We start from the raw sequence: 14,136 nt of genomic DNA, 5'->3' as shown, positions 1-14,136 counted from the left end.
ACGTTTGCCGTTTTTACACTCATGGCTAGGCGTCCAGCAATACGGAATCGGCGGCTTCGTCGGTGGGAGCCGTGGCGGTGACACAGGATAAAGCGGCGCCACTTTTAGACGTCTTCCGGACGGCGGTCATTCCGACCTTCAGCTGTGCCGCGGCTTCAATTGGGCGTTCCAGGTGGTCGGCCCAGCGAGTCAGCAGCTCCCGCTGGTTGTATTCGCTGTAGCCCACGCGAGTGGAGCCCGGACCCGAATACTGCTCGGTAGTCAACGGCTCCACAACGTTCTCACCGTTTTCCAAAAGGCCCATTCGGCCATTGAGGAGAAGCCGCCGAGCCATGGAACCGGCCGCAGTATTGGTCAACGATACCCAATTTTCAACGTCATCCTGCTCGAACATACCGCCGCTGCCGAAGCACATGAGGTAGGCCTTGTAGGAGAGTTCCTTGTATTCGTCGGTCGCATTCTTGTCTACAGCGAACCAGGACAGGACCTCAGTCTCATTTTCGCTGATCGGCTGCCACTGACGGATGGAGATGAAGGGGTGCACGTCATCGGAATCCTCCTCCACTCGCGGCCAGTTGTGGACGAAGCTCATATTGGGGAACACCGATGCAGCGGAGACCATGAAGCCATCCTTGCCGATGACATCCAGTTGCGCCTGGCTCCACTGCCCCTTCATCCTGTCGATCATTTCGTCCGGGTAGCCGACATAGCGCAGACGGTCTTCCAGGCTTCCCTCGGGAAGTTTGTAGGTCGTACCGCCACCGTTGCCGGCCCAATACGTGGTGCCATCTTTGCGTTTTTCCGCCTTGGGTTCGCGGAACAAACCGATTTCAACCACGGAAGCGTGCGTCTGAGGTGTGTGGTACATGTCACCGGCAAAGTTTTCGGCACCGATTTTCCAGTTGGCTTTAATGCGCCAACGCTGCGGTCCACGTAGTTCAATGCCGCCGCCGCTCTGCTTCGTGTAGTAGTCCAAGTAGAACTTGAAATCGCCGAGAAAGTCCTCGAGCGGCTCCGCATTCGGATCCAGGCTGATGAAGATGAGCCCGTTGTACACACCGAGGGATGGTGCGGGGAGAAGAGTCTGGCCCTTTTTCTTGAAGCCCTCTTCGCCGCCGAACGCTTCCTCGTGGAACGGCAGGCCGATGAGTCGGCCATCATTTCGGTAGGACCAGCCGTGGTAAGGGCAGCGGAAGTGTGATGCGTTGCCCATTTCCGCTCGGCAGACCTGCATGCCACGGTGCAGGCACATGTTGAACAAAGCTCGGACCTCGCCTTTCTCGTCGCGCGAAATGATAAAAGAGTCCTCGAGGACATGACGGACGACATAGTCACCGGCCTGGGGAACTTCGGACTCGTGCGCGACAAACAACCAACTCCGACCAAAAATGCGCTCCTTTTCAAGATCGAACAGTTCTTTGTCGTTGTAGATATGTGCCGGAATCATGCCCTGGCGTACGTCGTTCAGGACACCGCTCTGGTCTGTCATGGGAACTCCTCGTTTGGTGCGGCGTTGGACATTTATTCTGCTAGTCAGAGATTAGTTCTGTAATAAAGAGAATGGCGCACTGCTGATAGTTCGTCAAGCCCCGGTTGCACGACTCGTTGCAGCTGGCCCGCTGAGCGCGGGTGAGTGCCGAGCCGGCACCTAGATTCAGTGCCCGTTTTCCGGGTTATCTGAGTCGCGAGCGGCTGCTTCGCCTCGATCCATCTCATGCAGGGCCTGCATGTCGGTGGCAGTGAGTACGAAATCGAAGACCGCGAGGTTTTCGGCCAAATACAGGGGGTCGGATGACTGGGGGATCGGGATGAGGCCCTGTTGGACGTGCCAACGGAGCAAGACCTGCGCGGGAGTTCTCTGCACACGTTCCGCGATTGCTTTGACGATGGGTGTGTCCCGCAGGCCGGAGGCGCGGCCGATCGGGCTCCAGGATTCGGTCAGGATTCCCAGGTCATCGTGGATCGCCCGCGCTTCCCTGCGGGCCAGGTCAACACTCAATTGGATTTGATTGACATCGGGGACCACACCGGTCGCTTCAATGATCTTCTTCAAATGAGTCGGTTTGAAATTGGAGACGCCGATTGCTTTAACCTGGCCTTCCTGCAGCAGCTTGACCAGGCCCTTCCATGCCTCGACGTAGCTGCCCTGTGCTGGCACAGGCCAGTGGCACAGGAACAGGTCGAGGTAGTTGACGCCGAGCCTCCGAAGGCTGTCGTCGTAGGCTCGCTGAACGCCTTCGACGCTGTGGGATTCCTTGTTGAATTTGCTGGAAACAAAAAGGTCATCCCGGTCGATGTCCGAGGACCTGATTGCACGTCCGATCGCTTCTTCGTTCCGATACTGGAACGCGGTATCCACCAAACGGTACCCCGCTTGAAGTGCATGACCGACAGCGGCCTCACATTCTTTGTCCAGAAGTGGCCACGTTCCCAGTCCCAATAACGGAATGCTGTGCCCGTGGAGTAATTTTCGTCGAGGCGCGACTCCCGTTTCGCTGATCATGTTTGCTCCGGACGGCCTACATCTTCGAGATAGGTGCAGGCTTTGTCGAGAGTGACAACGTCACCATATTTGCTGTCGATGTCGAACAGGCTGGCTAGATGGGGTAGCTCGGCTCGGTCACCGACGCCTTCCTCAACGACGACAGTGTGGAAACCATATGAGCAGGCATCAACGGCCGTGGCGCGGATGCACCCGCTGGTGGTGCATCCGACGATGAGCAGCGTGTCCACGCCTTTCGATATCAGACGCGTCGCCAAATCCGTGCCAAAGAAGCAGGATGCGAATTTCTTGACTAGGAGCATTTCATTGCTCTGGCGCTGCAGCCTTGCGTCGAGTTCGACCCATTCGCTACCCTCCACGAGCCAGCTGTTGGAGGGTATTTTGCGGATCCACTTACCGGCATCCTGCAGATTGGTGTCATAGGCGACGGTCGAGAAAATTATCGGAATATCTGCTGCCCGCGCACTCGCCAGTAATTTCAGCGTAGCTTCTATCTGCCGATCGAGATCGCCAGCTAGGGGCGACCGTGCATCGGTGAAACCACGGATAAAGTCGACGACAAGAAGAGCCGGACGTGTGCCGAAGCCGGTGCGGCTGCTGAGACCCTTTTGCCTGAATTCGGACCGGAGCTTCTCATACGCATCAAAAATGATGGTGCTGGATGACATGATTTCCTTTCTCGAAGGATCCGTTCCAGGAACGGACAATTGACCGCGGCGCGGCCTAGGTGGTTTTACGCAGGTGTCCCTCGATAGCCCAGAGCGCCAGATTGCCAATGAGCGCGATGAGGGCGAGCAACGTGATAAGGCCATACATCATGGGCAAATCCAGCTGTCCATAGGCGCGCAGCGCCAGCAGACCTAGGCCGGCGCGCGCGGCAAAGAACTCGGCGATGATGACGTTGATGAAAGCGATGCTGAATCCGATTCGGATACCGACCATCAGTGATGGGGCCATCGCCGGTATATATATTTTCGTCACGGTCTGCAGCCGGTTCAGGCTGAGGGACCGTGCCAGCTTCGGCAGGAGTGGATTGATGGCGCGGACACCGGCCGTGGTGGAAACCATGATCGGGAATACGGCCGCGAGAGCAGCCATGGCGGCCTGGGCTCCTACTCCCACGCCGAAAATCTGCAGCAGAATCGGAAAGAAGATGACGCGTGGCGTGGCGAATGCGCCCGCCACGATCGGATCGAACACGGCCCCCAGGAATTTGCTCCTTCCGATGCAGTATCCAAGAGGAAAGCCCACAACGGCGGCAATCAGAAAACCAATGGCTACCGCGTTCAGCGTGCTCCACAGGTGCCTATAGATTGACCCGTCCGCAAAGGCATCCGCAAGTGCCAGGAAGGATGCGACGGGGGATGACACCAAATCGCTAATGGTTGACAAGAAACCCCAGATAAGGAAGACAGCCACGAGGACGACAGCGCGCCACACGTTGTCGATGAGGGCGGAGGATTTCTTCCCTCCCGACGGGTTGCTGGCCTTGGGCGCGGCAAGAATCGTGACATCGGTGCTCACAACATGTCCCTTCTGATGCGCTTCTCGAGCCACGTGAGAACGCCGTTGACGACAACGCTGACGACAACGACGACGACAATGTAGCCCCACATGTCTATTACATTGAGTTCCCGGTAATACAGGCCGGCGCGGAAGCCGATTCCTTGTGCCGCCAGAATGAATTCCATGGCGATGGTGCCGATCACGGCATAGATGAAACCGAGCCGGATGCCGGGGAAGACCAGCGGTGTGGCGGCAGGAAATAATACCTTCAGGTAATACTGCGCTGGAGAGGCATTTACGGAGTTCGCGAGCTTGTGAAGAATGGGCTTGATTGAGCTCAGCGCGATCTTCGTGGTCAGCGCGATCGGAATCAGAGACATCGTTGCCGCGATCAAAATAATTGGCCCCGCGTTAAGTCCCATCACGGCCAGAAGTACGGGATAGAACAACAGCGTGGGCATGGCGTAGCCCGTGACGATGAATGGCTCCAGGATTCGCCCGGCAGCCGGGACACGCCATAAGAACACGCCCAGTGGAATTCCCACGGCGAGGCCGGTGGCGAACGCGAAAAGAATCGTGGTCAGGGTGCGAACCGAATCCTCCGCAAACTCGCTGGTCGGGGCAATGGATGCGAGCCGGATCAGAATTTCAGATGGTGGTGCCATCAACGTGGGCGCAATGAGCCCTGTCTTGGTGGCCGTTTCGAGGAGGACGAGGAGCGCTGCGATGATGAACCACCGAACGAAAGTCGGCGTACGCCAAACCGAGGCCGCGCTGAGCTGTTTCGTTTTGACCTTTATCTGCAGTGTGCTCATGCAAGCAGCGCCCCAGGGCCCAGTGTTTTTTCGGCTTCGACCTTCACTAGGTTCCACAGGTGCTCTTCCAACTCCCGGAAGCGTGGAAGTGCGTGAGTACCTTCCGGCCGTGGACGTGGCAGGTCAATGGTGACGATCTCTTTGACGATTGACGGTCGAGCCGACATGACCCACACCTCATCCGAGAGATAAACTGCCTCCTGAATATCATGGGTAATGAAGAGCACCCGATTTTGGGTCCTCTCCCAGATACGCAAGAGCTCCCGACCGATAAACTGGCGAGTTTGCTGGTCCAGCGCACCGAACGGTTCATCCATGAGCAGAACGCGAGGCTCGACGGCCAAAGCTCGAGCAATAGCGACACGCTGTTTCATTCCCCCCGACAGCTGCCCGGGGCGGTGATCTTCGAATCCTCGCAGCCCTACAAGATCGATCATGAGGCGTGCACGGTCGTGGCGGGCGACTTTGGAAACGCCTTGGACCTCCAGGCCAAAGGCGACGTTGTCGAGGACGCTGCGCCAATGCAGAGTGGAGTCTTCCTGGAACACCATTGCGGTGTCCCGGCGGGGACCGGTGACGAGCTCGCCGTCAATGCTGACGGAGCCCTGCGTGGGTTTCAGAATTCCCCCGACCATGTCCAACAGAGTGCTCTTCCCACAGCCGCTCGGACCTATTACGGAGACGAACTTGCCTTCGGGAATTGTCCCCGAAACGTTGGCCACCGCCTGGGTAGCCCCGGCATCGGTTTGAAAAGTCATACCGATGCGGTCGAAAACAACATTGTTGTTCTGTTCGGTCGAACCCGTGCCCAGTACGTCGCTCATGACAGGACGTTTTTCAGGACGATGGCGTCCATATCGGGCTCCCGAGTTAGCTGGCCCTGGTCGAGACCCGCGGCGACAACGGACTGTAACTGTGCGTCCGTGAAATCGAGACTGTAGAAACTCTGGGAATTTTTCAAGGCCTCAAAGGCGACTTCCGCTTCGTAATCGATCGCCTTGGCGTAAATGGCTGCGGCCTTCTCCAGATCGGTCGCGATGAGGTCAATGCCCTTCTTGAGTGCCCTACCCCATCCTTTGAGAACCTCTGCGTTCTCGTCGATGAAAGCACCGGTCGCGCACAGGCAGGTATCTGACCAGTCGGTGACATAGTCGCGCGAGCGCCAGATGATCTTCGACTCACTCTCATTGGCAATTTTCTCTGACAAGGGTGAGGCCGTCCAAGCGACATCGACAACTCCCTGAGACAAGACAGTCCAAGAATCGCTGGCCGACCCGACACTGACCAGTTCTACGTCTTTGCCGGGGATGATTCCGGCTTCCCGCAGCGTTCGCTCTGCAAAGTAGGTCGAGTTCGAACCGGGAGTACTGACGGCTACCTTCTTGCCGCGAACGTCCTCAATGGATGTTATGGACGAACCAGCGGGTGCGATGAAATCTACGGACGGAGAGGTGTAGACGTTGCCAAATATTTTGACGTCCATACCCTTCTCGGCCGCGATAAAGACCGGAATTGTGGAGGAAGTGCCAAAACCGATACCGGAGTCAATCCCGCGCACCGTATCGAGGCCGCCAGGGAATTGGATGTGCTCAAGGGAGAGCCCTTCTTCTTCGTAATATCCGGCCGCTTGTGCGATGAAAAACGGGGCCGAATGAATTAGGCTCGCCAGCCCGGTGACCGCAACGTCACCGGAAAATCCGGCCTTCCCCGTGCTCCCGCTCGGCGCGCACGACGTTGTGGCCCCCAAGAGAGCCAGACCTCCCGCAGCGGCAGAGAGCCGCATAAATCCTCGCCGGTCCATATGGCTTAATTTAAATTCCATCGTGTTCTCCCTCGCCATTGAGTGCTTTTTACGGGCATTTGTCTGAGTAAATCACATTGTAGTACTGCTGTGCAGATACTTGTTCTGTTGGACAGAGATAATCGTGCGAGCATACGCGTAAATCGACCGTAAAAGAACGTGCGTCGCGCACGTCCGAGTTGATCGACGTCGTGGGATGTGATGTGTGACGCCGAATACACAAGTCCCCCCAGATGCTATCGCCGGATTTGTTTGACATGAAAATGGTATGAGGTAGCCGTAGGGCTCCTCATTGGAGTGTCGGCCATCACGCAGATTATTGCGCGGGCTGGCATGGGGGCCCTGATGGATCGCTTTTCAACGCGGACATTCATCCTGCTTGCGCTCATCCTTTTGGCCGCCTCCTGTGCGATCCTTGGCCTGAGTGAAGATTTATGGGCGTTCGTTGTCTCGCAACTCCTCCAAGGTGCCGCTCGCGCCTACTTCTTCACCGGCGCACAGACGCACGTAGTGCGTTCGGCGCGGCCGGCCGTCACTGCCCTCGCGCTCATGAATGTGACGAACGGCATCGGATTGCTGGTCGGCCCCCTACCCGCCGGATTCGTCGGTGCATCGTCCCTGACCCTCACGCTCTTCATCGCAGCAGGCATTGCAGCCGCTGCTATCCCAGCATGCGCATTCCTAGTGCGATACGAGCCGTTTACGAGGCCGCCTTCGGAGCCCGGCGTGGTCTCAGTTGCGGTATGGCGGCGTCCCAGCGTGCTGACTGCGGCATGGATGAGCGTGGCGGCTGGGTCATGGCGAGGCATTATGAACTCATACTTTCCACTCCTATTGTCAGAAGCAGGTCACTCCGTACCAGTCGTGGGTGCGATGACGACGTCGGCAAATTTTGCAGCATTGGCTGGTTCTATCTTGGCGCGGGGAGCCCGGCGGGCAGGCCTGAGACTTGCGAGCGTCTTGGGTACTGTGTTGGCCCTTGGAGGCATCGCTGCCATGGCCCTTCTCCTGCCCAACTTGGTATTGGCGGGCGCATTCCTCTTCATCTCGGGGGTGGGCTCAGGAATCCTGCAGACTCTTGGCCCGGCTCTCGCGGCAGAGGCAGTCGGCCCGGAAGAGCGTGGTCGCTCCATTGCCTCGATCGGCACGTTCCGTGCCTTCTCGCTCCTCGTCACACCTATGAGCATCGGGGCACTAATTTTCGTACTTCCCTCTGCCGCAGTTGCGACCGCGATCGTTGCTATCGCTGTCGGCGTCCCTGGGATGGTGATGCGGTCCCGTCCTCCCCGCGGCATGAATGACTAAACCTTCTCGGCATCTATCTTCTTGAAATCTGCTTCTGCAATGCGCAGAACTGGCCTCCTGGCCGGCGCATTGAGCGTGAGCATATGCGCGCCGGTTCTGAGGGCACCGTCTAATTCATCCAAGCCAGCACATTCATGACTCGAGAAAAACTCGATGAAATGTCGTCATGATCGTCGATGGATGGATGAGCGGACACCGTGCGCCCTGTGTCTGATCTCCGAGGTTGAAACCCACTAGTCACGTGCGAGAGCTACTTGGTCCGAGCCTCGGAAACGCTTGCGGCAGGACTGTCGCTCTGACCAGAAACGCGCCAAGAACCCCGCAATGTGACCAGAATTCGCCGGTGCTTCACCGTACAGCGCATACACTAAGCGGCATGACATCCGCGGAATTCCGCGAAATGCTGCCCCTGTTGCAGGTTCGCGACCAGGCCGAGACGACTATGATTTGCTCTTGGTTCGAGTCGAGGCACCACCGCTAGCCACCATTTTCTACGGGGCAAGAGAATCGGATTCCGGGCTCAGTATCGGGCGTCGCATTTTGTGCGCACGCTCAGTCCTTGTCCTTCGCAAAACTCCTGTTCAGAAGCTCCGCGGTCGCCGGATTCACCACCTCGTTCCGCCGGATGTAGTGCTGCACGGTGATCTTCGTATCCGTGTGACCGAGCAACTCCCCGGCCAGCTCGACGTTGGCGTTGTCACCGCAATATCGTTTCTGCCACTTGCCAGAGCCTCGCCAAGACAGGGAAGCGCACTGTCATATTGCTCACGTAGCTCTCATCTACGACATTCAAATTGTGTTGCTAGTTGTGCGACAAATTTTGGTTTCTCGAGCGATTCGGTTGGGTTGTCCCATAATCGAACGTATGAGTGACACGGACCAGCATGCTTGTTGACTACATGCGGGCGTCGAAGGCCGACGGGTCGCAGAGCACTAATCTTCAACGGGATACGACGGTTGGGTCGTCGGTTCTTATTTTGCCAGAAGGGACTCGTAGCGGGCGCGCATGTCCTGGAAAACCTGGGTGGTCGCCGCTGCGTCCAAGAAGGAATCCGGCACGAAGCGATCGCCGATCTGGGCTATGACGTCCTTGTCCTGGCTGCAAGTTTCGACACCATTCTGGAGCTTCTCGGAGACATCCTGGGGCAGGCCTTTAGGTCCGAAGAGGCCGTAGACCGATGTCGTCTTGACGTCATAGCCGGCCTCATCCGTGGTCGGAACGTCGGGAAAGGCTTCGGAACGCACGTCGCCCGCCGCGGCCAACGGGACAATCGCACCGTCCTTCACCTGGGCTTCGACGTCGACGTGGTCGTTGACGAACCCGGCGTCGATGTGGCCGCCCAGCAGGTTAGTAATGAGCTCGGCGCTGCCCGATGTAGGCACCATCGCCAACTCGATGCCGGTGTCCTTCTGGAGGCGCTTGAGCTCGATGGCCAACGAACTAGTGGCGCCGGGGACCCCGATGGAGATCTGTCCGGGATCGGCCTTCGCGGCATCGAACAGATCTTGGAGGCTCTTGTACGGGGAGCCTTTGGGTACCGCGAATAGCGTCGGAATCTCGGCCATCGTGCCCACGGCTTGGAAGTCCGCCTGGGAGTAGGACAACTCATTGGACATCGGGTTCAGGACCAGCGGCCCGTTGGTGCTCAGGCCCACGGTGTGTCCGTCCGGTTTCGCGCTGGCCAGTTCCTGCATGGCTACGGCGCCAGCGCCGCTGTCCCGGTTCTCCACCACGAAGGTTCCGCCGAGAAGCTTTTCCAGGCAGGAACTGTACGCGCGGGCCGTGGTGTCAGACGGGCCGCCAGCGGCGTAGGGCACGAGAAAGGTGACGGGCTTTGTGGGGTAGCCCTCGGCTGCCCGGGAGGATACCGAGCACCCGGTGGCGGTCAAGGCCAGTCCGGCGATAGCGGCGGCGGCCGTGACATGGCGCAGTCGATTCTTGTTCAAGGTATCCTCTGGTGGTCGAAGTGAAGTTGAGAGTTCAATCCGCACGGAGTGCCCTCTCAGTAATACATGATTATGACGAACGGCACAACTAGTTGTGGTGAATTTACTCACCCGTTACGCACGCGTGGGACTCCAGCCGGGAAACGCTCAGCGCGGCCCGCGGCTTCATGAAGCTGTCCCATACGGGCCCGGTCGAGAGCCAGCGTAACGGGTCCATCAGGGCAAGGCTCCGCGGGATGAAAACCTTACGGCGGCGGCTGGCCATCGCGTTGACTAGGAGATCGGCGCAGGTATCCGTGCTGGAAACGATGCTGAAGGGCCATGGCAGAGAGCGGCTCTCCCCGGCCCGTGTGGATGCACCCGAAATCATGTTCGTTCGCACCCAGGCAGGATGTGCGACGCCGACGTTTACGCCTTTATGGGCGACTTCCAGCCGCAGTGCCCCGCCGAAGGCCTCCACGCCCGCCTTCGAGGCGGCATAGGCGTTTGCGCGCGGCACGTTCTTCAGCGCGGCCGCCGAACTCATGAGCAGGAAGTAGCCGCCGTGCTTCGTGACCTCTTCGAGGGTGGCCTTGACGGTCCTGATGACTCCGCCGAGGTTGACATCCACGATCCGCAGCAGGTCCTCGGTACGGGAGGCGGAGACAGTGGAGGCGCTGCCCACACCGGCACAGGCAAAGACGATGTCCAGTCGGCTGAAGTGTTCGACTGTTCGCTGCACCGCGAGTTCCAGCGAGGTATAGTCCGTGACGTCCGCTGCCGTGGCCAGGTGATTCCCGCCGAGCCTGGACACGACTTGTCCGAGGGCCTGCTGGTCGCGGTCGACGAGCGACACAAGGGCTCCTGCGGCAGCCAGTCGCTCGGCCGTGGCCGCGCCAATGCCGCCGGCGCCTCCGGTTATCAGAACTACTTTTCCGCGTAGGGAAGCGCGGGCCGATCTGGCGCCGGAGGACCCCGCGCGGCCCGAAATTTTGAAGACGTGAGAGGGCCCGTTCATCCCATATACGACCCGCCGTTGACGTCAACCGTAATTCCGGTGACGAAGCCATTGCCGGGTGTTGCCAGGTACTGGACGGCTTGAGCGACGTCGCTGGCATAGCCCAGACGCCCGACCGGGATACGGGTCAGATAGTTTTGGTTGACCTCATCTGACACCGACGAAACCATGCCTACTCCGATCCGTCCGGGGGCGATGGCGTTGACGGTGATGCCGAACGGCGCGAGTTCCCGGGCGAAGGAGCGGGTAATGCCCAGCAGGCCCGTCTTGGTGGCCGCGTAGTGGACACCGCCCAGTCTGCCGCCGTCGCGGCCTGCAAGCGAAGACATGTTAATGATCCGGCCGAATCGAGTGCTCTTCATGTGAGGTGCCAGCGCCTGGATGCCCAAAAATGGCCCGGTGAGGTTCACGGCCATGACCGCGTTCCATTCATCGAATGGTATTTCGTCCCCTGGGATCTTCTGGCCGTCTCGTTTTGGGGAGATGCCGGCGTTGTTGACCAGAACGGCCTGCGCTGCGGGTGAGGCTTCGACGGCCTCGGCGATCCGCTTCCAGTCCTGGGGTTCGGTGACGTCGCAGCACATGGTCAGGATCGATCCATCCTGTTGTGGATCCAGCGTCGCTTCAAGGTCGGCTAGTGCGGTCTCTGACGCGTCCACCGCGATGACCCTGTCTCCGCTGGTCAGGAACGACTCCACGATGCCGCGGCCAATGCCACCGCCCGCACCGGTGATGACGACTGTTCTGTAGTGCTGCTCGTTCATGATTATGCTTTCCGTTCCTGGATCGTTAACGACGTGCACTAGCGAGCCGCGATCAAAACCTGTTCAACGGTTTCGTCTTCAGATCCCGTCAAATACGGTTCGGGTTCGAAATGCGCGTTGACTTGGCGGAAGGTGTAGGCCGGTTCCGGCCACAGCGTGGTCAGTCGGCCGTTGCGGTGGTCCACGTACCAGCTCCGGCAGCCGCCCTCCAGCCATACGGTGCCTTCCGCCAGACGGTCCACGCGATCCATGAAGGCTTCCTCTGCCTCTTCGGCGACCTCCAGGGCGGGTAAGTCGGCCGCCTCGCGGAAGTTCACCGCCGCCATGATGTAATCGATCTGTGCCTCCGCGATGTAGACCGCGGAGTTGTGTCCCAGGCCGGTGTTGGGACCGTTTATGATCCAGAGGTTCGGGAATCCGTGCACCGCCGTCGTGGCGTAAGCCTGCATGCCGTTGGACCAGCGTTCGCTCAACGGCAGGCCATTGCGGCCGAAGATCCGGTGGGCGATAGGCAAGTCTGTGGTTTCAAAGCCGGTGCAGGCCACGATCACATCGAGCTCGTGGCTCCCTCCGTCCTTCGTAATGACCCGGTTGCCTTCGACCCGTTCGATGCCGTCAGTCTCCAGATGGACGTGCTCCTGGACGAACGCCGGGTAGTAGTCGTTGGATTTCAGAACGCGCTTGCAACCGATGATGTAGTCCGGGGTCAGCTTTCGGCGCAGTTCCGGATCCTGGATCTGCCGGTGTAGATGGTCCAGAGCTACCTGGGTGGCGGCGGAAACCAAGGTAGGTGTGCCCCGACGCTGGGCATAGCGCTCCTCGTTGGACCAGAACATCTCTTCGCGCAGTTCCTGAATGCTTTCGGGCATCTTGCGGAAGAGGCCTTTTTCCTGATCGCTGTAGGCGCGGTCAGGACGTGGTGTCACGTACGGTGCCGAGCGCTGGAACACAACGACCTCCGAGGCGATTTTCGCCACCTCGGGCATGACCTGGATGGCAGTTGCTCCCGAGCCAATGACGCCGACCCGCTTGCCCACCAGATCGACTTCGTCAGCCCACTCGGCCGAGTGGAACAAGCTCCCCGAGAAGTCAGACAATCCATCAATATTCGGCAGCTTTGGTTCGGACAGGTGCCCGACGGCGGTTACCAGGTTCTTGGCCGAGAAGTCGCCCTTGGGGGTGGCGACGTTCCACAATGCGGCGGCTTCATCCCAGCGTGCGCTCGTCACCTCGGCGCCGAAAACAATCCGTTCGTGGAAATTCTCATCCCGGGGGACGTGTCGAAGATAGTCGAGGATCTCCTTCTGCGGGGCGAACATCCGCGACCACTCCGGGTTGGGACGGAATGAAAACGAGTATAGGTGTGAGGGCACGTCGCAGGCAGCGCCGGGATAGTGATTGTCGCGCCAGGTGCCTCCGACTTCCTCCGCGCGTTCCAGAATGATGAACGAGCTCTTGCCTTCGCGTGCAAGCTGCGTACCCAGGCCGAGACCGCCGAAGCCGGCCCCAATGATGATGACGTCGACCGGCGAGTCGGGTGCCGGATATCCCAGTGGAGTGCTTGCCACTATTCCTCCAAATTGTGTCTTGTTATGTGCTGGTATCGATGGACTAGACAAACATGCGCTCCCGGATTTCACCGGCAGGGACGGATTCGGGATCCGTCACGAACTCGTTGATGATCTGGAAAAGCTGGGCGGGGCGTTCCTGCGGGATGGCATGCCCGCTGTCGATGACGGCGTAGCGGGCGTTAAGAATGCCTCCGAAGAGCAACTTGGTCTGGCGGGTCGGGACCATCTGGTCATGGGCGCCGGCGACGACCAGTGTCGGGGCGGTAATGCTCGCCAGCTTGCCGCAGAGGTCGGCGTTGGCATTGAGCTTCATCTGTTCGACGATTCCGTCCGGGAAGACGCGGGCTTCGACGAGGGCTCGGACATCGGCTTCAGAGCGGCCTGCAAGGAAGGGATGGCCGTAGGCGGTCCAGGTGGCAAATTCCCGTAGGAGGTCTTGATCCGTTTCGAAGAGCCGCATCCAAATCCGGTTCCGGAGCCTCTGTTGGGAATCGGCCTTGGTCCAGCCCGCGACCAGAGTCAGGCTTGCCAAGGTGTGAGGGTTCGAGGCGGCCAAGTCAGCAGCGACCAGGGCGCCCAGTGAATACCCCACGACGTGGACCGACCGGGCGGGGACGCAATGCTCGATAACGCCCGCGACCTGCCTTGAGAACGTCCCAAGAGTGAGACCTTCACGGGGAGTCTGGAGGTCGACGGCGAGCACACGGTACTTGGCGGCGAGCATCGGAAACAGGGTGTGGAAGTGGGTCCTGGCGTTTCCGCCCGTTCCATGAATCAGGACAACAGTGGCCCGGGCATCATGGGGCGCAACTGTGTCGTGGAAAGGTACGGTGAACCCGCCGACCCTGACGAGACCCTCGTTCGCATCTGGATGAATCTTCAAAACCAATCCCTTCGATATGTGGCTGCCGGCGTTCATGGTCGTAG

Annotated in this window: 12 protein-coding genes and 1 pseudogene; 1 reads left to right on the top strand and 12 read right to left on the bottom strand. The window is 59.3% G+C overall.

Annotated elements, in window-relative coordinates; genetic code table 11:
• Positions 1–25 precede the first annotated feature (25 nt).
• From E3T51_RS15220 to E3T51_RS15190, 7 genes are all read right to left on the bottom strand, one after another.
• A complete protein-coding gene (locus E3T51_RS15220; protein ID WP_134530585.1) occupies positions 26–1,489 on the bottom strand; it encodes a Rieske 2Fe-2S domain-containing protein in 1,464 nt (487 codons plus the stop codon).
• Between the two features lie 165 nt (positions 1,490–1,654).
• Positions 1,655–2,503: an aldo/keto reductase gene (locus E3T51_RS15215; RefSeq protein ID WP_134530584.1), complete on the bottom strand. Its 849-nt coding sequence runs from the start codon at positions 2,501–2,503 to the stop codon at positions 1,655–1,657.
• On the bottom strand, positions 2,500–3,171 hold the full coding sequence (locus tag E3T51_RS15210) for an N-carbamoylsarcosine amidohydrolase (RefSeq protein ID WP_134530583.1): 672 nt from the start codon (positions 3,169–3,171) through the stop codon (positions 2,500–2,502). Before E3T51_RS15210 ends, E3T51_RS15215 begins: the two co-directional genes overlap by 4 nt.
• Positions 3,172–3,226: 55 nt before the next feature.
• On the bottom strand, positions 3,227–4,027 hold the full coding sequence (locus tag E3T51_RS15205; protein WP_134530582.1) for an ABC transporter permease: 801 nt from the start codon (positions 4,025–4,027) through the stop codon (positions 3,227–3,229).
• A complete protein-coding gene (locus tag E3T51_RS15200) occupies positions 4,024–4,824 on the bottom strand; it encodes an ABC transporter permease (RefSeq protein ID WP_134530581.1) in 801 nt (266 codons plus the stop codon). The genes E3T51_RS15205 and E3T51_RS15200 overlap by 4 nt, the downstream gene beginning before the upstream one ends.
• The gene (locus tag E3T51_RS15195) at positions 4,821–5,648 is read right to left on the bottom strand and encodes an ABC transporter ATP-binding protein (RefSeq protein WP_134530580.1); all 828 of its coding nucleotides are present in this window, start codon (positions 5,646–5,648) and stop codon (positions 4,821–4,823) included. Before E3T51_RS15195 ends, E3T51_RS15200 begins: the two co-directional genes overlap by 4 nt.
• Positions 5,645–6,646: an ABC transporter substrate-binding protein gene (locus tag E3T51_RS15190; protein WP_241989368.1), complete on the bottom strand. Its 1,002-nt coding sequence runs from the start codon at positions 6,644–6,646 to the stop codon at positions 5,645–5,647. Before E3T51_RS15190 ends, E3T51_RS15195 begins: the two co-directional genes overlap by 4 nt.
• A gap of 264 nt (positions 6,647–6,910) precedes the next feature.
• On the opposite strand from E3T51_RS15190, the pseudogene E3T51_RS15185 reads away from it, so the two are divergent.
• Positions 6,911–7,930 (top strand): annotated as a pseudogene (locus E3T51_RS15185) (MFS transporter); the annotation flags it as partial.
• A 972-nt stretch (positions 7,931–8,902) separates the two neighbouring features.
• Here the strand turns inward: E3T51_RS15185 and E3T51_RS15170 are convergent.
• From E3T51_RS15170 to E3T51_RS15150, 5 genes are all read right to left on the bottom strand, one after another.
• Positions 8,903–9,877 carry a tripartite tricarboxylate transporter substrate binding protein gene (locus E3T51_RS15170; RefSeq protein WP_166806509.1) on the bottom strand — a complete coding sequence of 325 codons (975 nt, stop codon included), beginning with the start codon at positions 9,875–9,877 and terminating at the stop codon, positions 8,903–8,905.
• A 103-nt stretch (positions 9,878–9,980) separates the two neighbouring features.
• The gene (locus tag E3T51_RS15165) at positions 9,981–10,874 is read right to left on the bottom strand and encodes an SDR family NAD(P)-dependent oxidoreductase (RefSeq protein ID WP_134530577.1); all 894 of its coding nucleotides are present in this window, start codon (positions 10,872–10,874) and stop codon (positions 9,981–9,983) included.
• Complete coding sequence (locus E3T51_RS15160) at positions 10,871–11,638, bottom strand: SDR family oxidoreductase (RefSeq protein ID WP_104191314.1); 768 nt, start codon at positions 11,636–11,638, stop codon at positions 10,871–10,873. The genes E3T51_RS15165 and E3T51_RS15160 overlap by 4 nt, the downstream gene beginning before the upstream one ends.
• Positions 11,639–11,676: 38 nt before the next feature.
• On the bottom strand, positions 11,677–13,206 hold the full coding sequence (locus tag E3T51_RS15155; protein WP_198417887.1) for a flavin-containing monooxygenase: 1,530 nt from the start codon (positions 13,204–13,206) through the stop codon (positions 11,677–11,679).
• A gap of 43 nt (positions 13,207–13,249) precedes the next feature.
• Positions 13,250–14,128 (bottom strand): alpha/beta fold hydrolase, encoded by an 879-nt coding sequence (locus E3T51_RS15150; RefSeq protein ID WP_134530576.1) that lies wholly within the window; start codon positions 14,126–14,128, stop codon positions 13,250–13,252.
• Between the last annotated feature and the right edge of the window lie 8 nt (positions 14,129–14,136).

It is taken from the genome of Cryobacterium serini (assembly GCF_004404025.1).
GTDB classification, from domain to species: Bacteria; Actinomycetota; Actinomycetes; order Actinomycetales; family Microbacteriaceae; genus Cryobacterium; species Cryobacterium serini.
This window is presented reverse-complemented; position numbering and strand designations above follow the sequence as displayed.